The sequence below is a fragment of the Phenylobacterium sp. LH3H17 genome, from assembly GCF_024298925.1.
In the GTDB taxonomy this organism is placed as follows: Bacteria; Pseudomonadota; Alphaproteobacteria; order Caulobacterales; family Caulobacteraceae; genus Phenylobacterium.
Genome location: NZ_CP101283.1, coordinates 829,009 through 852,762 on the forward strand (window position 1 = coordinate 829,009; position 23,754 = coordinate 852,762).

The window sequence follows — 23,754 nt, forward strand, 5'->3', positions numbered from 1 at the left end:
TCAGCCGACGGTCGGAAGCAGCGACGGGAGCTTCTGCCCGGCGCTTCTAAGGGCGTCGGCGCGTTGCACCGAGGCCCGCAGCACCGAGATCAGCCGGTCGATGTCCACGGGCTTGGAGACATAGTCGGACGCCCCGGCCTGGATGCACTTCTGGCGGTCGCCCTTCATGGCCTTGGCGGTGACGGCGACGATGGGGAGTTCGGAGAATTTCGCCCGGGACCGGATTTCCCGCATGGTCTCATAGCCGTCCATGTCCGGCATCATGATGTCGACCAGCACCATGTCCACTCTCGGCATCTCGTCGAGCAGCTCCAGCCCGGCCCGCCCGCTTTCGGCGTATCGCAGTTCGACGCCATATTCCTCAAGCGCGCTGGCCAGCGAGAAGATGTTGCGGATGTCGTCATCGATCACCACCGCGGTTCGGCCCGTGAGCACGGCATCGGCGTGCCGTCCCTGGCTCAACATAGCGCGCGCCGGCGCCGAGAGGTCGGCCACGGGCGCGTGCTGCAGCATCGTCGTGTGCTCCACCAGCTGCTCGGGCGTGCGCGCCAGCCGCGCCAGGCCGCTGAAGGTCGCCAGCCGCATCCGGCGCTCATCCTCGGCCGACAGGTCTTCCGAGGCGTAGAGGACCGCCACGCCATTCCGCGCACGCCGTTGCTTCAGCTGGTCGACGATCTGCGCCACCGGGCCTTGGCCGACATCGATCACCAGGCAGCCCTGGTCGCCGGTGAGCGCCGCGTCAGGAACGGCCGACAACTCGGCATAGTGATGGACCTCGCCGAAGGCCTCCTTGAGCGTCTCGGCCACCGGGCTCGACGCGGCGCCCACGAACAGCACTGGCTGGGGAGTCTGGGCCGCGATGGCGCGCAAGGCTTCGAGAGTCGAGATCACCGCCTCGCGGGCGACGGGCTTGCTGGTGAATCCGACCGCGCCCATCGAGAGGCCAAGCCCGCCCTGGTCGTCGGCGGAAATGACGTGCACCGGGATGTGGCGCGTGTCGGCCGTTCGCTTCAGCAGGTCCAGCAGAGCCAGGCCGTCCATGTCGGGCAGGCCGATATCCAGCAGGATCGCCTCGGGCGAGAAGCGCCGGGCAAGCGACGGAACGGCGGACCCCTCGCCGGTCACCACGCCCTTCAACCCCACGTCGCGCACCAGCGACAGCAGGATGGAGGCGAAGCGTGGGTCGTCCTCGACGATCAGGACCACGCCGGCCCCGGGTTCGATCTGGTCTCGGTCGTCGACCACGGAGTCGGTGAGTTCGGCCTCGACAGCGGCGGTCGAGGACAGCCGGAACGGCTGGGGTGCGACCGCAGGACCGCGTGGTCCCGCCGCCGGCTGGGAGGCCGGGCTGAAGTTGAGCGGCACATAGAGGGTGAAGGTGCTGCCCTCGCCCGGCGTGGACACAACGCGCAGTTCGCCGCCGAGCAGGCGGGTGATCTCGCGGCTGATCGAGAGGCCAAGGCCCGTGCCGCCGTACTTGCGGCTGGTGGTGCCGTCGGCCTGCTGGAAGGCTTCGAAAATGAGCCGCTGCTTCTCTTCCGGAATGCCGATCCCGGTGTCCTGCACCGAGAAGGCCAGGACCTGGCCGGCGGTGTTCAGGTGCTCGTTGCCGGGGGTCCAGCCCAGGCCGGCTCGGGAGACGCTCAGCTTCACCGAGCCGCTCTCGGTGAACTTGAAGGCGTTCGAAAGCAGGTTCTTGATCACCTGCAGCAGGCGTTTGTCGTCGGTATACATGGCCCGGGGCAGGGCCTTGTCGATCTCGATGGTGAAGTCGAGGCGCTTGCCCTGCGCGACCTGGGCGAAGGTGCGGTCCATCTGGTCGCGCAGGCTGCCGAACGACATCTCGCCGATGTCCAGGGTGACGGTGCCGGACTCGATCTTCGACAGGTCGAGGATGTCGTTGATCAGGCCCAGCAGGTCGGTGCCGGCGTCGTGGATGTTCTTGGCGAACTCCACCTGCTTGTCGCTGAGGTTGCCCTGGGCGTTCTCGCTCAGCATCTTCGACAGGATGAGCAGGCTGTTGAGCGGCGTGCGCAGCTCGTGGCTCATATTGGCCAGGAACTCCGACTTGTATTTCGAGGTGAGGGCCAGCTGCTCGGCCTTCTCCTCCAGCGCCATCTTCGCCTGCTCGACCTCGTGGTTCTTGGCCTCGACCTGCTGGTTCTGATCCGAGAGCAGCCGCGCCTTGTCTTCAAGTTCGGCGTTGGTCTGCTGCAGCTCGTCCTGCTTGCTGCGCAGCAGCTCCTCGGACTGCCGCAGCGAGGCCGCCTGCTGCTCCAGCCGGTCGTTGGTGGTCTTCAGCTCGCCCTGCTGGGCCTGCAGTTCGGCTGTCAGGAGCTGTGACTGGGTGAGCAGGCCCTCGGTGCGCATGTTGGCGGCGATGGTGCTGAGCACGATGCCGACCGACTCCATGAGCTGATCCAGGAAGGCCTGCTGGGTCTCGTTGAATTCGCCCAGGGTCGCCAATTCGATCACCGCCTTCAGCTCGCCTTCGAACAGGGCGGGCAGGACCACGATGTTATGCGGCGAGGCGCCGCCGAGGCCGGAGGTGACCTGGAGGTATTTCTTGGGGACGTTTGTGAGGAGGATGCGCTCCTTCTCCACGGCGCACTGGCCGATCAGGCTCTGGCCGGGCCGGAGCTGGGCGGCGGGCGGCTGCTTCGGGTTGAAGGCGTAGCTCGCCGCGAGGTTCAGCACCGGCTCGCCGTCCTCGTCGCGGTCGGAGACATAGAAGAGGCCGTGCTGGGCGTTGATCAGCGGCGCCAGCTCCGACAGCACGAGGTTGGAGACCGTCGAGAGGTCGCGCTCGCCCTGCAGCATGCGGCTGAACCGGGCGAGGTTGGTCTTCAGCCAGTCTTGCTCGGTGTTCTTCAGGGTCTGATCCTTCAGATTGCGGATCATCTCGTTGATGTTGTCCTTCAGCGCCGCGACTTCGCCGGACGCCTCCACGGTGATGGAGCGGGTCAGGTCGCCCTTGGTCACGGCGGTGGAGACCTCGGCGATGGCGCGCACCTGGGTGGTCAGGTTGGCGGCCAGCTCGTTGACGTTGTCGGTCAGGTCGCGCCAGAGACCCGCGGCCCCTGGCACCCGCGCCTGGCCGCCCAGCTTGCCTTCCGATCCGACTTCGCGGGCCACGTTGGTGACCTGGTCGGCGAAGGTCGCCAGGGTCTCGATCATGCCGTTGATGGTGTCGGCCAGGGACGCGATCTCGCCCTTGGCGTCCAGGGTCAGCTTGCGCTTCAGGTCGCCCTGGGCCACCGCGGTGACCACGTCGGCGATGTTGCGGACCTGGCCGGTGAGGTTGGCGGCCATCATGTTCACATTGTCGGTGAGGTCCTTCCAGGTGCCGGCCACGCCGGGGACCTGGGCCTGGCCGCCCAGCTTGCCCTCGGTGCCGACCTCGCGGGCCACGCGGGTCACTTCGGAGGCGAAGCCGTTCAGCTGATCGACCATGACGTTGATGGTCGACTTCAGCTCCAGGATCTCGCCCTTCACGTCGACGGTGATCTTCTTGGAGAGGTCGCCCTTGGCCACGGCGGTGGTCACGTCGGCGATGTTGCGGACCTGGCCGGTCAGGTTGGCGGCCATCAGGTTGACGTTGTCGGTCAGGTCCTTCCAGGTGCCGGCCACCCCCTTCACCTGGGCCTGGCCGCCCAGCTTGCCCTCGGTGCCGACTTCGCGCGCCACCCGGGTCACTTCGGACGAGAACGAGTTCAGCTGGTCCACCATGACGTTGATGGTGTTCTTCAGCTCCAGGATCTCGCCCTTCACGTCGACGGTGATCTTCTTGGAGAGGTCGCCCATGGCCACGGCGGTGGTCACCTCGGCGATGTTGCGGACCTGGCCGGTCAGGTTGGCGGCCATGAAGTTCACATTGTCGGTGAGGTCCTTCCAGGTGCCGGCGACCCCCTTCACCTGGGCCTGGCCGCCCAGGTTGCCTTCGGTGCCGACCTCGCGCGCCACCCGCGTCACTTCCGAGGCGAAGCCGTTCAACTGATCGACCATGACGTTGATGGTGTTCTTCAGCTCCAGGATCTCGCCGCGCACGTCCACGGTGATCTTCTTCGACAGGTCGCCATTGGCCACGGCGGTGGTGACCTCGGCGATGTTGCGGACCTGGCCGGTCAGGTTGGCGGCCATGAAGTTCACGTTGTCGGTGAGATCCTTCCAGGTGCCGCCCACCCCGCGGACCTGGGCCTGACCGCCCAGCTTGCCCTCGGTGCCGACCTCGCGGGCCACGCGGGTGACCTCGGAGGAGAAGGAGTTCAACTGGTCCACCATGGTGTTGATGGTGTTCTTCAGCTCCAGGATCTCGCCGCGCACGTCGACGGTGATCTTCTTCGACAGGTCGCCCATGGCGACGGCGGTGGTCACCTCGGCGATGTTGCGGACCTGGCCGGTGAGGTTGGCGGCCATCAGGTTGACGTTGTCGGTGAGGTCCTTCCAGGTGCCGCCGACCCCGGTGACGTTGGCCTGACCGCCCAGCTTGCCCTCGGTGCCGACCTCGCGGGCCACGCGGGTCACCTCCGAGGCGAAGGCGTTCAGCTGATCGACCATGACGTTGATGGTGTTCTTCAGCTCCAGGATCTCGCCCTTCACATCGACGGTGATCTTCTTCGACAGGTCGCCCATGGCCACGGCGGTGGTGACCTCGGCGATGTTGCGGACCTGGCCGGTGAGGTTGGCGGCCATGAAGTTCACATTGTCGGTCAGGTCCTTCCAGGTGCCGGCGACACCTTCCACCCGCGCCTGGCCGCCCAGCTTGCCCTCGGTGCCCACTTCGCGGGCCACCCGGGTCACTTCGGAGGCGAAGCCGTTCAGCTGATCGACCATGACGTTAATGGTCGACTTGAGCTCCAGGATCTCGCCCTTCACGTCGACGGTGATCTTCTTGGAGAGGTCGCCCTTGGCGACGGCGGTGGTGACCTCGGCGATGTTGCGGACCTGGCCGGTCAGGTTGGCGGCCATCAGGTTGACGTTGTCGGTCAGGTCCTTCCAGGTGCCGGCCACGCCACGCACATTGGCCTGACCGCCCAGCTTGCCCTCGGTGCCGACCTCGCGGGCCACGCGGGTCACTTCCGAGGCGAAGGAGTTCAGCTGGTCCACCATGGTGTTGATGGTGTTCTTCAGCTCCAGCACCTCGCCCTTCACGTCCACGGTGATCTTGCGCGACAGGTCGCCATTGGCGACGGCGGTGGTCACCTCGGCGATGTTCCGCACCTGGCCGGTGAGGTTGGCGGCCATCAGGTTCACGTTGTCGGTGAGGTCCTTCCACGTGCCGGCGACGCCCTTCACCTGAGCCTGGCCGCCCAGCTTGCCCTCGGTGCCGACTTCGCGCGCGACCCGGGTCACTTCCGAGGCGAAGGAGCCCAGCTGGCCGACCATGGTGTTGACCACTCGGCCGGTCCGCAGGAACTCGCCGCGCAGAGGCCGATCCTCGTTCTCCAGATCCATGGTTTGTGAGAGGTCGCCCTTGGCCACCGCCCCGATCACCCGCGCCATCTCGGCGGTCGGATGGACCATGTCGGTGATCAGGTCGTTGACCGCGTGGATGTTCTCCGCCCAGGAGCCGGCCGCGGCCGACAGGGCGGCGCGGTGGTTGATCTTGCCCTGCTTGCCCACCACCTCGCCGAGCCGCGCCAATTCCTTGCTCAGCCGGTCGTTCAGATCGACGACGTCGTTGAACGCCTCGGCGAGTTCGCCATCGACGCCGCTGAGATCGCTCGGCAGGCGCACGGAGAAATCGCCCCGGCGGAAGCCTCGCAACGCGGCGAGAAGTTGATGGACGTCGAGGCCCCCAGCGCGGGGCTCCAGGCTGGCGATGGCGGACATGTGCAGATTTCCCCGACAGTTCGTTTCGCAGAGCGCTCTCCGGCCGAGGTTCCATCAAGCCCCGCAGGCTCGAAACTCAGCGAGGAACCTTGACCGTGACACCCCTACTCAAGGCGTCAACGCAGCTCGCCGGAGGCGGTTCCGAAGTTGCGTCGACCTGACTCAGGCGCCGGTCTGGCAGCGCTTTGGGTGGGGTGGGTGCGGGGCTCAGGCCAAGCCGTCGCCGACCTCTTGGTGCTCGTCGTCGCCGTGAGGCATGTAGAACTCCTCGGCGTGGTCTCTGGCGACGCTGGCGTTCGCAATACAAATGTTCAGTGTTTGTTCTTAAATCAAGATCAAGCTTGTGAGAACCTTCCGAGTGTTGGGACATCGCGGTTGGCCGCTCGCGGAGCTGTCGAAAAAGCGGGACGAGTTGGTCGATCGAGCCATCTGGCGCGGTCACGGCGCGTCGGTCAGCAGGCCCTAAACTTTTGCGCTGACAGTGCCTCCCCGGGTAATAATTGAGAGCTAGAACTGGTCCTCCGAAAGCGTTCAGAGTTGAGGTGTCTTCTCTGGGAGCCGATTGGTAGTGAGGTCTTGATGGTGACTAAGCGTCTCGATTACGTTGTATGTGCGCCCAGTTACGATGAGAACAACGGTGGGAGTCTCTTTCTGCACAGGCTCGCGGGGCGGCTTCAAGAACTCGGCCACTCGGTACAACTGAGTCCTATGCCGCCCATAAACAATCCTGGACGTCGTGCCCGGCTGTCGAGGTGGCTGTTTCCGCCGAAGTTCGCGAAACCGCCCAGGCCCCATCCTGACTGGCTGCGTCGGGGCCGTTCTGTGGGCGAGGCCATCGTCGTCTATCCGGAAGTAGTCCAGGGCAATCCTCTTGACGCGAAATACGTGGTCCGGTGGCTGCTGAACAAGCCCGGACTTATCCATCCTTTCCGTCCCACATCCGGGGAGATGTACTTCAAAGCCGGAAACTTCTCGGATGATCCCACGCTGACCGGAGGCGCGCCTCTCCTCACAGCCTGGCAGATCAATCCAGTCTACTCAAACCGAGGCAGCGTAAACCGATCGGGGACCTGTTACATGATCCGGAAAGGCAGGGACCGCGACATCGTGCATGATCTTCGTGGCTCGGTCTGCCTCGACGACAAGAGTCATGAGGAAATTGCCGACGCGTTCAATAGAATGGATACCTTCTACTGCTATGACGAGATGACCATGTATGCCCAATACGCGGCACTCTGTGGCTGCCTCAGCATCGTCATGCCAAAATACTTCTCTAGTCACGACGACTACATAGCGACGCGGCGGATCGCACGCTTCGGGGTTTCCTACGGGTTCGACCACTTCGATCACGCACGGGCGACCCAGCACCTCGTGGCCGGTCTTCTCGAAGAGATGGCCTGCGAGAGCGAAGCGACGATCGACCGGTTCGTGGATCTGACACAGCGGCGGTTCACAGCTGCTCAGTCCGGGTGATCGCAGGCTGCCTTCGAGTCTCGACGCCTTGGCTCGGCAGCAGGACCTCGCGAAGCAATCAGTCGCGCTCCCCGCGGGCTCCCGCCCTTCCGAGCAACTGTGTGAGGCCGGTTAACAATGCGGGGCCCCGGTATAGACTGCGCTCACCGAAGCAGTTGCGGCACGTTCGGGGTTTGTCCACACAGTCACAAGTATTATACGGCCTCCATCGGGTGTGGTTGGGGGCAGCCAAGTGAACGTAGATTTCGACGCGTTACTTAGGGACGGGTTCGTCGTGCTGGGCGGCGTCGTTCCGGAGACGATGTGCGCCCGGTTCGAGGCTGATCTTGAAATTATAGGCCGGGCTGGGCTGAACCAGCGGGGACGGTCGCAGGGGGAGCCCGACGCCATCGCGGATCTACTGCGCTTGGGCGGCGCATATCGCCAGGCGCTCTTCTCGAACCTCAAGCACCTCCGTGTCGTCCAAGAAATGGGTCATCACGTGGTATCCACCCTGGAGACGGCCGGCGTTCTCGACTGGCTTGGCTACGAGGCTCTCGTCGCCTATCCCACCATACGTGCGGACGTGCCGGACGAGGACACTTATCTCCTTCCGATGCACCAGGACTACGCCACTCCGTGCCGGCGGGCGTTCCGGGTCTGGGCCACTCTCCGGCCTGCAAGCGCCACCAGCGGGTCGCTCCTCGTGGTTCCAGGGAGTCACCTCGGCGGCCTTATTGCTCACGATACGTCAGATCCAGCACGGCCCTTCGTGCCAGACAGCGCCTACGATTCATCCGGGACGCGGCTTCTCGAACTGGAAGCAGGAGACGGCATCCTTTTTGATCCCCTGCTTGTCCACGGCTCGGTTCCTGCGAAGAACGCACGCATGAAATACAATCTCCTGGTCAATCTCTGGGACCTTACGACGCTCGCCGATCCCGATGACCCGGAGGATCCGATCGCAGGGCGGGTCCGGATGCGTCACGTTCGAGACACGGTCAGGGGATGAGGGGCCCAGTGGAGCTGGTGTCGCCCGCCCCCTCGGCCACTCCAAAGATCCCGTTCAACAGGCTCGAGCCGCTGGGCCGGGAACTTGAGTACGTCGTGCAGGCCATCTCGGAACGAGAAGTCGGACCAGCCAGCCGGTTCGTCAGGGCCTGCGAAGACTGGCTCACCTGTCACTACAAGGCCGCGGGTGTACTGCTCGTACCGTCCGCGACCGCCGCCCTCGAAATGATCGCGATGCTGCTCGACCTCGGTCCCGGCGACGAGGTCATCATGCCCTCCTTCACCTTCGTTTCGACCGCGAATGCGATGGTCCTGCGGGGCGCGCGGCCATGCTTCGTGGACGTGCTACCCGGGACGATGAACATTGACCCGGAGGCGGTCGCGGCGGCGATCACGCCGCGCACGAAGGCAATCCTTCCCGTTCACTACGCCGGCGTCGGCTGCGAACTCGAGCGCCTCGGGGAGCTTGCACGAGCCAACGATCTCGTTCTTGTCGAGGATGCCGCCCAGGCCATCGGTGCGTCTCGCGGTGGCCGGCGGGTCGGCTCCGCCGGAGCACTGGCAGCCTTGAGTTTCCACGAAACCAAGAATGTCGGATGCGGCGAAGGCGGCGCGCTCATTGTCAACGATCCGGCCTATCTCGAGCGCGCGCACATGCTCCGGGACAAGGGGACCAATCGTAAAGCTTTCCTCGGTGGCAGTGCCGACAAGTACACCTGGGTCGATATCGGATCGTCCTTCTCGGTGTCGGGTCTGACCGCGGCCTTCCTTCTGGGACAGCTTGAGAAGCTCGACGAACTAACCGCCCGGCGGCGCGCGATCCATGCCCGCTACATGGCGGCGTTCCAGGATCTGGAGGATCGCGGCGCCGTCCGGCTGCCGCGTGTCGAACCCCTGTGCGATCATAATGCCCACATCTTTTTCATGTTCCTGCGATCAACAGAGGAACGTGAACGGCTGATCGCGTACCTTGCGAGTCTCCGGATCCAGGCGGTTTTCCACTACGTGCCGCTGCATACAGCGCCCTTCGCGCGCGCCCATCTGGAGGCCCCTCCGAGCCTTCCGGTGACCGAGGATCTCGCGCACCGCCTTCTCCGTCTGCCACTCTACAATGCGATGACGAATGATGAGGTCGACCGCGTGATACACGCGGTGCATGGCTTCTTCGAAGGCTGAGATGACGTGACCACCGTCGGCATCATTCAACCGAACTTCATCCCCTGGCGGGGATATTTTGACTTCATCCGCGACGTGGACGTCTTCGTTTTCCTCGACGATGTCCAGTACACGACGCGGGATTGGCGCAACCGCAACCGCATCCGCACGCGGGACGGCGCCTCACGGTGGTTGACCGTCCCCGTCCGGGCGTCCCGAAGCGACCTAATCCGGGATGTCGAGATCGATTCCTCCACCTCCGACTGGTGTGCCACACATGCTCGAATTCTGAAGGAGAACTACCGCGCCTCCCCCTTCCTCGACGAGGCTCTTGCGATGCTTGAGGAGACCTACGCCCGGCATCACCGGCTCGCCGACCTCGATGTCGATCTCTGCCAACGGGTCATGGCGCGGCTCAAGATCTCCACGCCTACTGTCCGATCTTCGGAACTGGGCGCGAGCGGCGCGAAGGACGAGAGGTTGATCGACCTTACGCGCCGGCTCGGAGGCACCCGATACCTCTCCGGCCCCTCGGCGAAAGGCTACATCCAGCCAGAGCTCTGGGATGCGGCCGGCATCGACTTGGCCTACAAGACCTATCCCGATTATCCGATCTATGCCCAGATCGCCGAGCCCTTCGATCCACACGTGAGCATCATCGATCTCTTGATAATGGTCGGGGACAAGGCCGCCGATCTTCTCGGGGATCAGCCGGGAGAAGGTTCCCGGCGCCCGGGGACGCGCCGCGCCGGGCAGCCCATATAGAGGCCAGGCCGGTCCGCAGTCTTCGTTACCACGCCGCCCATGCCGACTTCGACATCATCGGCCACAAGAATCCTGTCGCGCACGAGCACGCCTAAACCCAGGAACACGCGGCGCCCGATGCGACATCCCCCTCCCATGGTCACGCCGGGGGCGACGTAGCAGTAGTTCCCCACAGTAGCATGATGCCCGATGATGCTCCCCGCGCGCACGATGACCCCGTCGCCCAACTGGGAGTACGGTTGGACGACGGCGTGTTCTGACACGAGGCAGTTGTCACCCATCGAAAGCCCGTCCGCGACAGCCGTGGGATGGATGAAACTCGCGAGGCGGTAGCCGCGCGCCCGCATCTCCTGGCACTTTGCCTCCCGGTTCAGGTTTCCGCCGCCATAGCCAATCGCGACGAACATCTCATGCGTGCCCGGCGGCCAGGTGGTGATGGCGTCGCGTGCGGGCAGCACAGGTAGGTCGAGGAGATGCGACCGGGTGTGGTAGTCATCATCGACGAGAAACCCTTCGACCCGGTGCTCCGTATAGTTCGTAAAGTAGTGATGGCAGATCTCGGCAAGGTCGCCGGCGCCAAAGATCACGAGGCGCATAGTGGATTCTGATCTCCGGCCCAAAGTAGCGACATCATATCCTCGATAAACTTTCAATTCCACTGCAGAATCTCACTGCACGCTGCAAGGAGCCAGCCTGATCCTGCGCGCCTACCTGCAACTTTGTGCTCGGCCACGAGCGCCCGGTGTGCGTTCACAACAGAGGGTCGGTAGGAATACGCCTAGTAGGAAAACCGCAGCGTCAGGGCACGTTCTGGCGTACGCCAAGGGGTACGCGCCGCACAGCGTCATCTCCCAAGATATTGATTTCATTTATAATTTATCGCCACTTGACCGGTGGCGGTGAGAGAGGGATTCGAACCCTCGTTACGGTTTCCCGTAAACACGCTTTCCAAGCGTGCGCGATCGACCACTCCGCCACCTCACCTCACCGAGGGTGGCCTTGGCCCCCAGCGGAAGGCGCGCAATATACTCATGACGGCCACGCGGGCAAGCGGCGTTACAGCGCGGCGGCCAGGGTTTCGGGATCCAGTAGGGAACGGCGCTCAGCGCGGCGCAGGCGGCCCTCCAGGGCTGGGGTTCGCGCCTGCCAGCGGGCCAGTCGGATCCGGGCGTCGGGACTGCCTTCGCGCAGGGACTGGGCGATGTCCGCCAGCTCTCGGTCGGCGCGGCGCAGTGCGTTGCGTTCGGGGCCCAGGCGCGCGTAGCGCTCGTCCAGGAGGAACAGCCGGGCGCGGGCGGCGGTGACCAGGAAGACGGCGGTCGTCGCGTCCTCGGCGGACTGGGCGGCGGCGATCGCCCGGCGGACGTCGGCCATCAGGTCCTGGGCGGAGAGCGGCCGGGTCGCGGCGGCGGGGCAGGCTTGCGGGGCGAGTGCGCGGACATAGTCGGCTAGGCCCCGCAGCACGGCGGGCGACGGTTCGGGACCGTCGAACTCCTCGACGATCAGGCCGCGGACGAAGGGGCCGACCTCGCCGGGCGCCACCTTCAGCGCCCCGCGCGGACCGGAGAGGTCGGGGATCGGGTTGGGATCGTCCACCCCGTTTCCACGGTGCGAGGAAAACAGGGACGAGGTGACGTCGGCCGTGCCCGGGGCGCCGGAGACCCCGGGGAAGCGGAAGTCAGGATTGCTCCGCCCGGCTCGATGGCAGCTCTCGCAGCTGATTCCGGCCCGCGCCGCCTGGCCGCCCAGCAGCAGCGGTGTGCGGAAGGCCGCGCGGCCGACCTCCACCGATCGCGCCAGGGCGGGATCGGCGGGCGGGGCCAGGCACTCGGTCGGCTCCTGGGTGAGCAGCGCTACGGGATCAGCGCCCAGGGCCAGCCAGCGCATCGCCGCCAGCGGCACGTCCGCCGCCGGGGCGGCGCCAGCCGCCACCAGGGCCGCCGCCAGGCCTAGTGCTTGGGTTCGCCGCCGGCGTCGATCCAACGGCGCAGCTCCTCGGCCTCGGCGCAGCCATAGGCGCAGGACCGGTCGAGCCGGGCCAGCATGACCTTGGCGCCGTCCATGTCGCCGCGCTCGACCTTCAACTCGCCATAGTACTCGGTCGCGCCGCGATGGTCGGGGGCGATGGCCAGGGCCTGGCGGTAATAGGTCTCGGCCCGGTCGAAGGCCCCCTTCTTGCGCCAGGCGTAGCCCTGGTAGGTGAGCACGTCCGGGTGCGGGCCGAAGGCCTCGCGGGCCCGGTCGAGGGAGGCCAGGGCCTCGTCGTAGCGCTTCTCGTTGATCAGCCCCACCGCCTGCAGGTAGGCGTGGTCGCCGGCCTGGGCGAACAGCAGGGGCTTCTGCAACGCGGCGCTGGGCGCGGCGGCCTTGGCGCTCTCGACGGCGGTGAGCGCCGCCTTCAGCGCCGCGGCGTCGCCGCAGGTCCCGGCGCAGGCGTCGGACTTGGCCTTCAGCCAGTCGAGCTGTTCCTGGACCTTGGCGTCCTTCAAGCCCGCGAGCGACACCCCCAGGCCCTGGCGGGCGGCGATATCGTCGGGTCCGTGCTTCACGGCCTTCTCATAGGCGCGCTTGGCGCCCTTGAAGTCGTTCTGCGCCAGGTTGGCGACGCCCAGCAGGCGCCACGCCTCGGCGCTGGTGGGCGCGGACTCGACCACGCGCTTGAATGACTTCTCGGCGTCCTTGTAGTTCTGGCCATTCAGGGCCGAGACGCCCTTGGCGTATTCCACCGCCGGATCATAGGTCGGGCCCGAGGCCGAAGGCATGTCCATGCCGCCGCCTCCGCCACCCCCGCCGCCGGCGGCGAACGCCGCGCCGCCGAGCGTCAGACTGAACGCCACCCCTGCTGACAGGATCTTACGAAACCGCGCCATGTCGCGTCCTCCCTGGGGACTTTCGCCGAGCTTGCCACGAAACCCGGCCCTCGTCAGCCGACGCCGACGAGTGCAATCGGCCCCGACAGCTCCTATGTTGGAATACCCGATCGCGAACAGGCGCCATTATCATGTTCTTCGGCAAGAAGCCCCTCGACCTGCCCACCGCGGCGACCGCCCTGCCGGGCCGCCAGGGCCCGCTGCCCACCGCGGAGACCCACTTCATCAACGGCCGCCCGCTGAAGGGCCCCTATCCCGACGGCCTGGAATTGGCGCAGTTCGCCATGGGCTGTTTCTGGGGGGTTGAGCGCAAGTTCTGGCAGGTCCCTGGCGTCTATGTGACCGCCGTCGGCTATGTGAACGGCGTCACGCCCAACCCGACCTATGAAGAGGTCTGCTCGGGCCGCACCGGCCATACCGAGGCGGTGCTGGTGGTCTATGACCCGCGCGTGGTGACCTATGAAGACCTGCTGAAGGTGTTCTGGGAGGGTCACGATCCGACCCAGGGCATGCGCCAGGGAAACGACATCGGCACCCAGTACCGGTCGGGCGTCTATCCCTATGACGACGCCCAGGCCGCGGCCGCGGCGGCCTCGCTCGCCGCCTATCAGCAGGCCCTGGCCGACAAGGGCTATGGCCCCATCACCACCGAGATCGCCGAGGCGCCGGAATTCTACTTCGCCGAGGACTATCACCAGCAGTACCTGGCCAAGAACCCGGCGGGCTATTGCGGCGTGGGCGGCACCGGCGTGACCTGCCCGATCGGCGTCGGCGTCCAGGCGTGACGCCGAAGGCCTTCGCCGCAGAGAAGCTGACCCGCAAGGCTCGCGCCGAGCTGGGCCTGCCGGCGTGACCCGCGCGCAGCTCGAGGCCTTCGCCATGGGTCTGCCCGCGGTGACCAAGGTGATCCAGTGGGGCGAGTCCGATGTCTTCAAGGTCGGCGGCAAGGTCTTCGCCATCAGCGGCGACGTGTCGGTATCGTTCAAGGTCACCGAGATCGGCTTCATGGCCCTGACCGAGAGCGGCGTCGGTCGCCAGGCGCCCCATTGCGCCAAGGGGCAGTGGGTCGCCGTCGATACGGCCGCGGCGCCCCACGCCGATCTCACCTCCTGGCTGACCACCGCCCATGGCATGATCGCCGCGAAGCTGACCAAGAAGGCCCACGCCGAGCTGGGCCTGGCGTGACGCCCTCGCAGTTCGAGGCCGCGGCGCTGGCCTTGCCGGCGGCGACCAGGGTCGTCCAGTGGGGGGGGGCGCGGGTCTTCAAGATCGGCGGTCGTATATTCGCCATCGCGGGTCTAGGCGGGGCGATCTCGCTGAAGGTCACGGACCTGGCCTACGAGGTCCTGGTCGAGACCGGTCAGGCCCGGCCGGCTCCCTATCTGGCGCGCGCCAAATGGGTGGCGTTCGACGATCTAGAAGGCCTCGACGACGGCGAGGTTCTGGGCTGGCTGGTGACGGCCCATGCTCTGGTCGCGGCGCGGCTGACCCGGCTCCAGCGGTCCGAGCTCGGCCTCTAGGGCTCCAGCAGCCGCCGCACCTCGGCGATGGCGCGGGCGGCGGGGGATCGGCGCTGGCGGGTCACCAGCAGGGCCACGGCCAGGAAGGTCAGCAGCAGGAAGATCTGCGGTCCGAACAGCCATCCCACGGCGGCCAGGGCGAAGTAGTAGCCGCGCACCCCGCGATTGAAGGATGACAGGGCTGGGTTCATCAGCCTGGCGGCGGCCTCGCCGTAGGGCCGCGTCGAGGCTATGTCCTCCGTCTCGGGCGCCGCGCCGATCACCGCCAAGCAGTAGTTCATCTGGCGGATCGACCAGATGAAGTCGAGCAGCCCGCGGGCCAGGGTCAGGACCACCAGGGCCACCTGGGCCTCGAACAGCAGGCGCGAGGAGGTCTTCAGCACCATCAGACTGGACGCGCTCTCGAAGGTCCGTTCGCCGCCGAACAGGGCGCCGGCCGCCGCGGCGATCAGGATCAGGTTCGAAGAGGCGAAGAAGGAGGCCGAGTTCAGGGTGTGGCCGAGAATCTGGCCGTCCATGAACTTGTTCTCACGCCCGGCCATGTTGCGCATCCAGGCCAGGCGGATGACGGTCATGTCGGTGTTGATCAGTCCCTTGCCGCGGGCGACAGCTTTCAGCAGCGGCTCATAGGCCAGCCAGGCGACCGCGAAGACGGCCAGGGCGACGAGGTCCAGCGGGGTGAGAGCGTCCAGGAACGTCATCGGCTCAGTCCTCGGTGATCAGGCTCTCGCGGTTGGTGTTGCGCAGCCGCAGCGCCACCAGGAAGGCCAGCGTCATGATCACCGAGACATAGATGTAGTAGCCGCTCTCCATGCCCTCCTTCTTGAACCAGAGGGCCGCGTACTCCGCGGTGCCGCCGAAGATGGCGTTGCCCATGGCGTACGGCAGGGCCACGCCCAAGGCGCGGACATGGGCCGGGAAGAGTTCCGCCTTCACCACGGCGCTGACCGAGGTGTAGCCGGACAGGATCACCAGCAGGAAGGTCATCAGGCCGAAGGCGGCCATGGGGGCCTCGGACCGGGCGATGGCCGACATCACCGGATAGGTGGCCAGGGCCCCGCCGGCGAAGGCGAAGGCGATGGTTCGGTGGCGGCCCACCTTGTCGGACATCCACCCGAACAGCGGCTGGGCGCACATGTAGAGGAAGAGGGCCGCGGCGGTGATCGCGGTGGCCGTGTCCTTGGCGAAGCCCGCCGTATTGACCAGGAATTTCTGCATATAGGTCGTGTAGGCATAGAAGGCCAAGGACCCGCCGGCCGTCAGCACGAAGATCATCGCGCTCTCGCGCGGGTAGTTCACGAACAGCAGCATGGTGGTCGAGCGCGGCGCGCCCTCGGCTTGTCCGGCCAGGAACGAGGGGCTCTCCTCCAGACCCGAGCGGATCCAGAACACAACCACGGCCAGGCCCGCGCCGATCACGAAGGGGATGCGCCAGCCCCAGGCCTCCAGGTCGGCCTTGTCCATGAACTGCTGCAGCAGGATCAGCACGGCGAGCGCCACCAGCTGGCCCATGATCAGGGTCACGTACTGGAAGGACGACCAGAAGCCGCGCCGGGCGCGGCCGGCCATCTCCGACATGTAGGTGGCGCTTGCGCCGTATTCCCCGCCCACCGACAGGCCCTGCAGCAGCCTGGCGAGCAACAGGATCAACGGGGCGGCGGCCCCGATCGCCGCGTGGTCGGGGGCGACGGCGATCAGCAGCGAGCCGGCGCACATCATGGCCACCGCCAGGGTCAGGGCCGCCTTGCGCCCCGCACGGTCCGCATAGAGCCCCATCAGCCAGGCGCCCACGGGCCTGGCCAGGAAGCCGACCGCGAAGATGGCCGCGGCCTGCAGCAGCTGGGCGGTCTGGTCGCCCTTGGGGAAGAAGTGGGGTGCGAAATAGAGGGCGAAGGACGAATAGGCGAACCAGTCGTACCACTCGACCAGGTTGCCCGCCGATCCGCCCAGGATCGCCTTGGCGCGAGCGAGCGGGGTGAGGCCGGGCGTCAGGATGTCCCTGGGCGCCTGGGTGTCGACCCCTGTTTCGCTCATGCCGTCTCCCCCGAACCATGTCCGGGGGAGACGTTAGGGCGCCTCGCGGCGTGTGCGAAAGGCTAGATGCGTCCCATCAGGACCAGGATCAGCACGATCACCAGGACCAGGCCGAGCCCACCGGAGGGGATATAGCCCCACGAGCGCGAGTGGCCCCAGGTCGGCAAGGCGCCGATCAGCAGGAGGACCAAGACAATGAGCAGGATTGTGCCGAGCGACATGGTTGTTCGTCTCCCAAAAGCCCCGACGAGATGTCAGGCGGAACGAACGATCCTCTATGGCGAAGGTTCCAAACCTTAACCTTGTGGTCCCAAATCTTAACGGCGCGGGTCAGGGACGTCGCGGATGTGGAGGGCGGCCTCGCCCTCCTTGTGAGCGATGGCGAAGAGCAGGCCGATGAAGGCGCCCTTCACCCGAGGCAGCAGGGCCAGGGTCACGATGGCCAGGGGGATCAGAATGGCCGGCAATACGTACATGGTCGGCGCATGCCAGATGATCGAGAAGAACAGCAGCGGCGCCACGATCAGGTGCCCGACGATCAGGATGGTGAAATAGGCGGGGCCATCGTCGGCCGGATAGCGAGCCAGGTCGTGGCCGCAGGAATTGCAGCGTGGTTCGACCTTCAGGTAGCCCCAGTAGAGCTTGCCGTCCCCGCAGTTGGGACAGCGGCCCTTCAGACCCCGGAACATCGACTGGACGAACATGTTACGCCATTTGCGAAAAATGATGCTTGGCCGTATGCGCTCCATAGTTCGCGGTGGGAAGCGTCGCGGCTGTCGCAGGGGGGAACGGGTCCGCAGCAACGCCAGTTCCGGTCAGGGATTGCGCCGATGCGCGGCGAAACGTCCTACCTAATCAGTCGTTTATTTCAGGTTGTGGGAATTTCCCCCGCAGCTCGCGGTCCGATTGCGGAACCCACCGGCGGGCCTATCTCTTCCTAGGATGCAGAGGAGCTTCGCCATGAACCCGGAAGAGTCCGACCGCCCGGCCACGAAGCCCGTGCACGGCCACGTCGGCCCGACCACCCAGGCGGAGGACGGCGCACGTGAGGCTCCGGGCGTCCCGCCGGAGGACGCCGCCAGAATCGCCGAGCAGGCGTCCCGCGAGGAGGACGCCTGAGCCGGCTACTTCTTCATGTCGTTGGCGGTGTCGGTCACAGCGCGGCCCGCGGCCTGGGCGTCCTTGCCGACGCCGGCGACGGTGTTGCAGCCAGCGGTCAGCAGGGCGGCGGCCGCCAGGGCCAGGACGATGGTCTTGCGCATGTGTTTGCTCCCCTCGAAAGTCACGGCTTGATGCTCAAGCTTCCAGGCGGTTTTTAGGCGGCTTCGGGGCCGGGGGGCAACTGGGCTTCAACCCTAGTCGGCATCCATCTTCAGCGCGGCGATGAAGGCTTCCTGCGGGATCTCGACCTTGCCGAACTGGCGCATGCGCTTCTTGCCGGCCTTCTGCTTGTCCAGCAGCTTGCGCTTGCGGCTGGCGTCGCCGCCGTAGCACTTGGCGGTCACGTCCTTGCGCAGGGCGCGGACGGTCTCGCGGGCGATGATGCGGCCGCCGATCGCCGCCTGGATCGGGATCTGGAACATGTGCGGACTGATCAGGTCCTTCATCTTCTCGACCATGCCGCGGCCTCTCGCCTCGGCGCGGTCGCGGTGGACCAGCATGGAGAGGGCGTCCACCGGCTCGGCGTTGACCAGGATCGACATCTTCACCAGGTCGCCGGTCCGATAGCCCTCGATGGCGTAGTCGAAGGAGGCGTAGCCCTTGGAGACGCTCTTCAGCCGGTCGTAGAAGTCGAACACCACCTCGTTTAGCGGCAGGTCGTAGACCACCAGGGCGCGGGTCCCGACATAGGAGAGCTCGCGCTGCTCGCCGCGGCGGTCCTGGCAGAGCTTGATCACCGAGCCGAGATACTCGTCCGGCGTCAGGATCGTCGCCTTGATCCAGGGTTCTGCGATGGTGGCGATCTTCACCGGGTCAGGCAGGTCGGCCGGGTTGTGCAGTTCCATCTCCGAGCCGTCGGTCAGGCCGATCTTGTAGACCACGCTGGGGGCGGTCGCGATCAGGTCGAGGTCGAACTCGCGGGAGAGCCGCTCCTGGATGATCTCCAGGTGCAGTAGCCCGAGGAACCCGCAGCGGAAGCCGAAGCCCAAGGCCGCGCTGGTCTCCATCTCGTAGGTGAAAGAGGCGTCGTTCAGGCGCAGTCGGCCGATGGCGGCGCGCAGGTCCTCGAAGTCGGCGGCGTCCACCGGGAAGAGGCCGCAGAACACTACCGACTGGGCCACGCGGAAACCGGGCAGGGCGGTCGCGGTCTGGCGCTTCTCGTCGGTGATGGTGTCGCCCACGGCGGCGTCGGCCACCTGCTTGATCTGGGCGGTGATGTAGCCGATCTCGCCGGGGCCGAGCTCGGCCACCTCGGTCTGCTTGGGCTTGAACACGCCGATCCGGTCCACCTGGTGGGTGACCCCGGCGTTCATCATCCGCACCTTCATGCCCGCCTTCAGCACGCCGTCCAGGACGCGCACCAGGACAACCACGCCGAGATACGGGTCGTACCAGGCGTCGACCAGCAGGGCCTTCAGTGGCGCCTCGCGGTCGCCCTTGGGCGGCGGCAGGCGGGTGACCACGGCTTCCAGCACGTCGGCGATACCCTCGCCGGTCTTGGCCGAGCAGAGGATGGCCTCCGACGCATCGATGCCGATCACGTCCTCGATCTGCTGGCGGATGCGCTCGGGCTCGGCGGCCGGCAGGTCGATCTTGTTGAGCACCGGGACGATCTCGTGATCGTTGTCGATAGCCTGGTAGACATTGGCCAGGGTCTGGGCCTCGACCCCCTGGCTGGCGTCCACCACCAGGATCGAGCCCTCGCAGGCGGCGAGCGAACGGCTGACCTCATAGGCGAAGTCCACGTGGCCGGGGGTGTCCATCAGGTTCAGGACATAGGTCTCGCCGTCGCGGGCCTTGTAGTCGAGGCGGACCGTCTGGGCCTTGATGGTGATCCCGCGCTCGCGCTCGATCTCCATGTTGTCCAGGACCTGCTCGGTCATCTCACGCTTGGTGAGGCCGCCGGTCTCCTGGATCAGGCGATCGGACAGGGTCGATTTCCCGTGGTCAATGTGGGCCACGATGGAGAAGTTGCGGATGTGGGAGAGGGGCGTCGTCATTGTGGGCGGGCTTTAGCACATTCCGCGTCGGAGGCGAGACCGGCGCACTTTTTCGCCCCTCTGGGGGAGAGAGCAAGAAAGGGGCCGCGCGGCCATGGTTAATCCAACGTTAAGCCTGAGCGCCGCATTCATGCCGCTCGGGGATGGGAGGCTGCCCAAGCTCTAAAGGATACCGCGCCATGGATCGCCGCACGCTCATCGCTTCCAGCATCGCCACGCTCGCGAGCGCCGGCTGCGCCACCGCCCAACCGCGCGATCCCGCGGCCGGCCGCTCGCCTCCGCACGGCGGCGCCAACTATCCGCCGGCCGAGCCCTATACGCGCGAAGAGCTCGTCACCACCGCTTCGGACTTCCTGGGCGTGGCCGCGGAAGCTGCCGGCGGCGCCATCGAGCGGGTCTTCCAGGATAACGGTACGCCCACAGCCTATATCGCCGGCGAGGAAGCGGCTGGGGCGATCACGGTCGGGGCCCGTTATGGACGCGGCCTGCTCTACATGAAGGGCAAGGAGCCGATGGAGGTCTTCTGGCAGGGCCCGTCGATTGGCTGGGACCTGGGCGGCAACGCCAGCCGGGTCTTCACCCTCTGCTACAATCTCCAGTACCCGGAAGTGATCTTCCAGCGGTTCCCGGGCGTGGAGGGCGCGGCCTATCTGATCGCCGGCCTGGGCGTGAACTACCTGCGCTCCGACGACATCACCCTGGCGCCGATCCGCGCGGGCGTCGGTCTGCGGCTGGGCGCCAATGTCGGCTATCTCGGCTTTTCCCGCACCCGGCGGCTACTGCCCTTCTAGAGCGTGACAGCCTGAAGTGGACGCCGGTTCAGGCGGCCGTCACGCTCTAAGCATTTTAAGACAGACCCTTTTCATCCGGTCAGATGATTCCTTCTGACCGGAAAGGGTCTAGCGTTCATCGAGGCTTGCCCCGACCCGCTGCGTGGCCGTGTCGAACAGGCCGCGCCCCGGGACGTGGTTGAGCTCGAGGCGGACCCCGTCGGGATCCTCGAACAGCACCGCGTAGTAGCCCGGCGCCCAGGGTTCATCCTGCGGCGGGTGGACGATCTTCGCCCCTATGGTGACGAGGAAGGCGTGCAGCTCATCGACGTCGGCGCGCTCGCGGGCGCGCCAGCAGTGGTGATGCAGGCCCACTCTGTACTGCTCGAACCGCGCGCCGGCATGCTCGGGATCGGGACGGCGGACGCCGAACCCCGTGCGGCCGCCGACGCAGTAATAGGTGTCGATGCTGTCGGCCACCTCGCGCAGGCCGAGGAAGGGCAAGAGCCGGCGATAGAAGGCCACGGACGCCTCGAAATCGCCCGCGGTGATGAAGGTGTGCGCGACGCCGTTGATCTCCATGGGCGGCAGGAGGCCATGGTGACGTCGGCGGAAGTCAAATGGCGGGGTTGGCGGGCCTCAGCCCCCTCCGTCACGTCGCCGAAGAGGGCGACGCGCCACCTCCCCCAAACCGCGCTGCGCGCTGGGGGAGGATCTAGCCTCGTTCCCGACGTCACCCCTTGCGGAGAACTACCCCCGCAGCCTGGCCCCGACCGCCTTTTCCGCCGCGGCGACGACCTTGGCCGAGAGGGTCTCGATCTCGGCGTCGGTGAGGGTCTTTTCCCGGGGCTGGAGGGTGACCTCCACGGCCACCGACTTCGAGCCCTCCGGCACGCCTGGGCCTTGATAGACGTCGAACACCCGCGCGCCTGAGATCAGCGCCTTGTCGACCCCTGCCACGGCGCGCACCAGGTCTCCCGCCGCCCTGTCGGCGTCCACCACGAAGGCGAAGTCGCGCGACAGCGGCATCAGGGGCGAGAGCTCCAGGGCCGGCTTGGACTTGGCGGCCTTCTTCTTCGGCTCAGGGATGGAATCGACGACCAGCTCGAAGCCGTACATCGGGCCCTCGGCGTCCAGCGCCTTGATGATGCGCGGGTGCAGCTCGCCGAACTCGACCAGGGTCGACTTGCCCAGCCGCAGGGCGGCCGAGCGGCCGGGGTGCCACCAGTCCGACAGGCCGCCTTGGACCACCTGCAGCGAAGCCACGGGCGCGCCAAGGTCGTCCAGCAGGCTGAGGAGATCGGCCTTGAGTTCGAACAACGGATCGGCGGCCACGCCGTCCCAGCGCCGCGGCGGATGTGGCGCGACGACGGCGGCGATGCTGGTCACCTGGTCGGCCGGCTGGTCGCCCATGTAGAACGGGCCGATCTCGAACAAGGCCACGTCGGCGAAACCGCGCCGGGCGTTGCGTCCCGCCGCCTCGATCAGGTTGGGCAGGATCGAGGGCCGCATGCAGTCCAGGTCGGCGGCGATGGGGTTGGTCAACACCAGCGCATCGGCCCCGCCACCGAACAGGCGGGCGGTCTCGCGCTTGCAGAAACTCCAGGTGACGGCCTCGGCATAGCCCTTGGCGGCCATGGCCCGGCGGCCGGCGCGCAGGCGGGCCTGGCGCACGGTCAGCACGCCGCCGGCCGGCTTGGCCATCTCGGGCAGGGGCAGGGCGGGCAGGGCGTCATAGCCCTCGATCCGCGCCACCTCCTCGACCAGGTCGGCCTTGCCCTCCACGTCGCGCCGCCAGGACGGCGGGAAGACCAGGTCGGCCTCCTGGTGGAAGCCGAGATCGCGCAGGATGTCGTCGATACGCTGGGGTTGAAGCTCAAGGCCCGAAAGTTGCTTTACGTAGGCGCGGTCGAAGGCGATCGGCGCCGGCGGAGGCAGGGCTTCGCCGGCCACGACGATCTCCGAGGCCTCGCCGCCGCAGAGCTCAAGAATCAGCCGGGTGGCCAGCTCGATGCCGGGAACCAGGCTCTCGGGGTCCACGCCGCGGGCGAAGCGGTACTGGGCGTCGGAATTGATCCCGGTCGTACGCCCGGTCTGGGCGGTGCGGATCGGGTCGAACCAGGCGGCCTCGAGGAAGACCTCGGTGGTGGCCTCCGAGCAGCCGGTGGAGGTCCCGCCCATGATCCCGCCCAGGCCGATCGGACGCTTGCCGTCGGCGTCGGCGATGACGCTCATCTCAGGCGTGATGTCGTAGGTCTTGCCGTCGAGCGCGATCAGTTGCTCGTCGCTATGGGCGGTCGGTGTCGGATGGTCGGCGGAGACTTCGCCACCGGTCCCCCGCCGGCCGAGCCGCGCCTCGATCACGTCGCCGACCATCAGGGCGCGGTCATAGACGTGCAGCGGCCGGGCGCGGTCGTAGGTGATCAGGTTGGTGACGTCGACCAGGGCGTTGATCGGCCGCAGGCCGATGGAAATCAGCCGCTGCTGCAGCCAGGCCGGCGACGGCCCGTTCCTGACGCCGCGGATCAGCCGGCCGGCGAACTGCGGGCAGGCGTCCGAGCCGTCCAGGCGGATGGCGACGGGGCAGGGGAACTTGCCGGGGACCGGCTCGACGCCGACGTCCTTCAGCACGCCCAGGCCCGCGGCGGCCAGGTCGCGGGCGATGCCCACCACGCCCAGCCAGTCCGGCCGATTGGGGGTGACCTCGAAATCGATGACCGCTTCCAGCCCCAGCGCCTGCGCGGCCGGGGTGCCGACGGCCAGGTCGTCCGAAAGCTCCATGATCCCGTCGGACTCGCTGGCGGTCTCCAGCTCCGCGGCCGAGCAGAGCATGCCATTGGAAACCACGCCGCGCACGGGACGCGCCTCCAGCGTGATTCCCGAGCCGGGCACATAGGCGCCCAGCGGCGCATAGATGGTGGTCAGGCCGGGCCGGGCGTTCGGGGCCCCGCAGACGATCTCCTTGCGGCCGTCGACGGTGTCGACCTGGCAGACGCGCAGGCGGTCGGCGTTGGGGTGCTGGACCGCCTCGACGACCTTGGCCACCGAGAAGGCGGCGAGCTTGGCCGCGGGATCGTTCACGTGCTCGACCTCGAGGCCGGCCATGGTCATGGCCTCGACCACCTCGGCGGCCGTCGCGTTGGTCTCGAGGTGCTGCTTGAGCCAGGAGAGGGTGAATTTCATG

General features: G+C 66.7%; 21 protein-coding genes and 1 tRNA gene. 9 read left to right on the forward strand and 13 right to left on the reverse strand.

Annotation, left to right across the window (positions count from 1 at the left end):
- Positions 1-5,832, reverse strand: coding sequence for a HAMP domain-containing protein (locus tag M9M90_RS04060; protein ID WP_254835887.1), 5,832 nt, complete (start codon positions 5,830-5,832; stop codon positions 1-3).
- 822 nt (positions 5,833-6,654) lie between these two features.
- Here M9M90_RS04060 and M9M90_RS04065 point away from each other — a divergent pair.
- The 4 genes from M9M90_RS04065 (at position 6,655) to M9M90_RS04080 (ending at position 10,215) form a co-directional block, all read left to right on the forward strand.
- Positions 6,655-7,305 (forward strand): hypothetical protein, encoded by a 651-nt coding sequence (locus tag M9M90_RS04065; RefSeq protein WP_254835888.1) that lies wholly within the window; start codon positions 6,655-6,657, stop codon positions 7,303-7,305.
- Between the two features lie 232 nt (positions 7,306-7,537).
- Positions 7,538-8,296: a phytanoyl-CoA dioxygenase family protein gene (locus tag M9M90_RS04070; protein ID WP_254835889.1), complete on the forward strand. Its 759-nt coding sequence runs from the start codon at positions 7,538-7,540 to the stop codon at positions 8,294-8,296.
- Between the two features lie 8 nt (positions 8,297-8,304).
- Positions 8,305-9,471, forward strand: a complete 1,167-nt coding sequence (gene rffA / locus M9M90_RS04075; RefSeq protein ID WP_254835890.1) for a dTDP-4-amino-4,6-dideoxygalactose transaminase — start codon at positions 8,305-8,307, stop codon at positions 9,469-9,471.
- Positions 9,472-9,477: 6 nt separating this feature from the next.
- Positions 9,478-10,215, forward strand: coding sequence for a WbqC family protein (locus tag M9M90_RS04080; RefSeq protein WP_254835891.1), 738 nt, complete (start codon positions 9,478-9,480; stop codon positions 10,213-10,215).
- Here M9M90_RS04080 and M9M90_RS04085 read toward each other — a convergent pair.
- The 4 genes from M9M90_RS04085 to M9M90_RS04100 all read right to left on the reverse strand — a co-directional run bounded on the left by M9M90_RS04085 (position 10,158) and on the right by M9M90_RS04100 (position 13,085).
- A complete protein-coding gene (locus tag M9M90_RS04085) occupies positions 10,158-10,811 on the reverse strand; it encodes a NeuD/PglB/VioB family sugar acetyltransferase (protein ID WP_254835892.1) in 654 nt (217 codons plus the stop codon). The genes M9M90_RS04080 and M9M90_RS04085 overlap by 58 nt on opposite strands.
- Before the next feature lie 298 nt (positions 10,812-11,109).
- Positions 11,110-11,199, reverse strand: a tRNA-Ser gene (locus tag M9M90_RS04090).
- A 72-nt stretch (positions 11,200-11,271) separates the two neighbouring features.
- Positions 11,272-12,198, reverse strand: coding sequence for a hypothetical protein (locus M9M90_RS04095; RefSeq protein ID WP_254835893.1), 927 nt, complete (start codon positions 12,196-12,198; stop codon positions 11,272-11,274).
- Positions 12,165-13,085 (reverse strand): lipopolysaccharide assembly protein LapB, encoded by a 921-nt coding sequence (locus M9M90_RS04100; protein WP_254835894.1) that lies wholly within the window; start codon positions 13,083-13,085, stop codon positions 12,165-12,167. Before M9M90_RS04100 ends, M9M90_RS04095 begins: the two co-directional genes overlap by 34 nt.
- A gap of 131 nt (positions 13,086-13,216) precedes the next feature.
- Here M9M90_RS04100 and msrA point away from each other — a divergent pair, with 131 nt between their 5' ends.
- From msrA to M9M90_RS04115, 3 genes are all read left to right on the forward strand, one after another.
- On the forward strand, positions 13,217-13,870 hold the full coding sequence (gene msrA, locus M9M90_RS04105; protein WP_254835895.1) for a peptide-methionine (S)-S-oxide reductase MsrA: 654 nt from the start codon (positions 13,217-13,219) through the stop codon (positions 13,868-13,870).
- A gap of 64 nt (positions 13,871-13,934) precedes the next feature.
- Complete coding sequence (locus M9M90_RS04110; protein WP_254835896.1) at positions 13,935-14,270, forward strand: MmcQ/YjbR family DNA-binding protein; 336 nt, start codon at positions 13,935-13,937, stop codon at positions 14,268-14,270.
- Complete coding sequence (locus M9M90_RS04115; protein ID WP_254835897.1) at positions 14,267-14,605, forward strand: MmcQ/YjbR family DNA-binding protein; 339 nt, start codon at positions 14,267-14,269, stop codon at positions 14,603-14,605. The genes M9M90_RS04110 and M9M90_RS04115 overlap by 4 nt, the downstream gene beginning before the upstream one ends.
- Here the strand turns inward: M9M90_RS04115 and M9M90_RS04120 are convergent.
- The 4 genes from M9M90_RS04120 to M9M90_RS04135 all read right to left on the reverse strand — a co-directional run bounded on the left by M9M90_RS04120 (position 14,602) and on the right by M9M90_RS04135 (position 17,343).
- Entirely contained in the window at positions 14,602-15,306 is a 705-nt protein-coding gene (locus M9M90_RS04120; RefSeq protein WP_254835898.1) for a DUF599 domain-containing protein, read from the reverse strand. The genes M9M90_RS04115 and M9M90_RS04120 overlap by 4 nt on opposite strands.
- A gap of 4 nt (positions 15,307-15,310) precedes the next feature.
- Entirely contained in the window at positions 15,311-16,639 is a 1,329-nt protein-coding gene (locus tag M9M90_RS04125) for an MFS transporter (protein ID WP_254835899.1), read from the reverse strand.
- Between the two features lie 62 nt (positions 16,640-16,701).
- Positions 16,702-16,860: a DUF3309 family protein gene (locus M9M90_RS04130; protein ID WP_254835900.1), complete on the reverse strand. Its 159-nt coding sequence runs from the start codon at positions 16,858-16,860 to the stop codon at positions 16,702-16,704.
- A gap of 96 nt (positions 16,861-16,956) precedes the next feature.
- Positions 16,957-17,343, reverse strand: coding sequence for a DUF983 domain-containing protein (locus M9M90_RS04135; protein WP_254835901.1), 387 nt, complete (start codon positions 17,341-17,343; stop codon positions 16,957-16,959).
- A gap of 256 nt (positions 17,344-17,599) precedes the next feature.
- Here M9M90_RS04135 and M9M90_RS04140 point away from each other — a divergent pair, with 256 nt between their 5' ends.
- On the forward strand, positions 17,600-17,758 hold the full coding sequence (locus tag M9M90_RS04140) for a hypothetical protein (RefSeq protein WP_254835902.1): 159 nt from the start codon (positions 17,600-17,602) through the stop codon (positions 17,756-17,758).
- A gap of 5 nt (positions 17,759-17,763) precedes the next feature.
- Here the strand turns inward: M9M90_RS04140 and M9M90_RS04145 are convergent, their stop codons facing one another.
- Together M9M90_RS04145 and lepA are read right to left on the reverse strand one after the other, a co-directional pair.
- Positions 17,764-17,901 (reverse strand): entericidin A/B family lipoprotein, encoded by a 138-nt coding sequence (locus M9M90_RS04145; protein ID WP_254835903.1) that lies wholly within the window; start codon positions 17,899-17,901, stop codon positions 17,764-17,766.
- 93 nt (positions 17,902-17,994) lie between these two features.
- Positions 17,995-19,800, reverse strand: coding sequence for a translation elongation factor 4 (lepA, locus tag M9M90_RS04150; protein ID WP_254835904.1), 1,806 nt, complete (start codon positions 19,798-19,800; stop codon positions 17,995-17,997).
- A gap of 179 nt (positions 19,801-19,979) precedes the next feature.
- Between lepA and M9M90_RS04155 the strand changes: the two genes are divergently transcribed.
- Positions 19,980-20,591 (forward strand): DUF1134 domain-containing protein, encoded by a 612-nt coding sequence (locus tag M9M90_RS04155; protein ID WP_254835905.1) that lies wholly within the window; start codon positions 19,980-19,982, stop codon positions 20,589-20,591.
- 108 nt (positions 20,592-20,699) lie between these two features.
- Here the strand turns inward: M9M90_RS04155 and M9M90_RS04160 are convergent, their stop codons facing one another.
- Positions 20,700-21,152 (reverse strand): VOC family protein, encoded by a 453-nt coding sequence (locus tag M9M90_RS04160; protein ID WP_254835906.1) that lies wholly within the window; start codon positions 21,150-21,152, stop codon positions 20,700-20,702.
- 168 nt (positions 21,153-21,320) lie between these two features.
- Positions 21,321-23,753 carry a phenylalanine--tRNA ligase subunit beta gene (gene pheT / locus M9M90_RS04165; RefSeq protein WP_254835907.1) on the reverse strand — a complete coding sequence of 811 codons (2,433 nt, stop codon included), beginning with the start codon at positions 23,751-23,753 and terminating at the stop codon, positions 21,321-21,323.
- Between the last annotated feature and the right edge of the window lies 1 nt (position 23,754).

Coding starts and splice junctions, on each gene's coding strand:
- M9M90_RS04060 (WP_254835887.1), bottom strand. CDS start 5,832: ATGTCCGCCATCGCCAGCCTGGAGCCCCGCGCTGGGGGCCTCGACGTC.
- M9M90_RS04085 (WP_254835892.1), bottom strand. CDS start 10,811: ATGCGCCTCGTGATCTTTGGCGCCGGCGACCTTGCCGAGATCTGCCAT.
- M9M90_RS04100 (WP_254835894.1), bottom strand. CDS start 13,085: ATGGCGCGGTTTCGTAAGATCCTGTCAGCAGGGGTGGCGTTCAGTCTG.
- msrA (WP_254835895.1), top strand. CDS start 13,217: ATGTTCTTCGGCAAGAAGCCCCTCGACCTGCCCACCGCGGCGACCGCC.
- M9M90_RS04120 (WP_254835898.1), bottom strand. CDS start 15,306: ATGACGTTCCTGGACGCTCTCACCCCGCTGGACCTCGTCGCCCTGGCC.
- M9M90_RS04125 (WP_254835899.1), bottom strand. CDS start 16,639: ATGAGCGAAACAGGGGTCGACACCCAGGCGCCCAGGGACATCCTGACG.
- M9M90_RS04130 (WP_254835900.1), bottom strand. CDS start 16,860: ATGTCGCTCGGCACAATCCTGCTCATTGTCTTGGTCCTCCTGCTGATC.
- M9M90_RS04135 (WP_254835901.1), bottom strand. CDS start 17,343: ATGTTCGTCCAGTCGATGTTCCGGGGTCTGAAGGGCCGCTGTCCCAAC.
- M9M90_RS04140 (WP_254835902.1), top strand. CDS start 17,600: ATGAACCCGGAAGAGTCCGACCGCCCGGCCACGAAGCCCGTGCACGGC.
- M9M90_RS04145 (WP_254835903.1), bottom strand. CDS start 17,901: ATGCGCAAGACCATCGTCCTGGCCCTGGCGGCCGCCGCCCTGCTGACC.
- lepA (WP_254835904.1), bottom strand. CDS start 19,800: ATGACGACGCCCCTCTCCCACATCCGCAACTTCTCCATCGTGGCCCAC.
- M9M90_RS04155 (WP_254835905.1), top strand. CDS start 19,980: ATGGATCGCCGCACGCTCATCGCTTCCAGCATCGCCACGCTCGCGAGC.
- M9M90_RS04160 (WP_254835906.1), bottom strand. CDS start 21,152: ATGGAGATCAACGGCGTCGCGCACACCTTCATCACCGCGGGCGATTTC.
- pheT (WP_254835907.1), bottom strand. CDS start 23,753: ATGAAATTCACCCTCTCCTGGCTCAAGCAGCACCTCGAGACCAACGCG.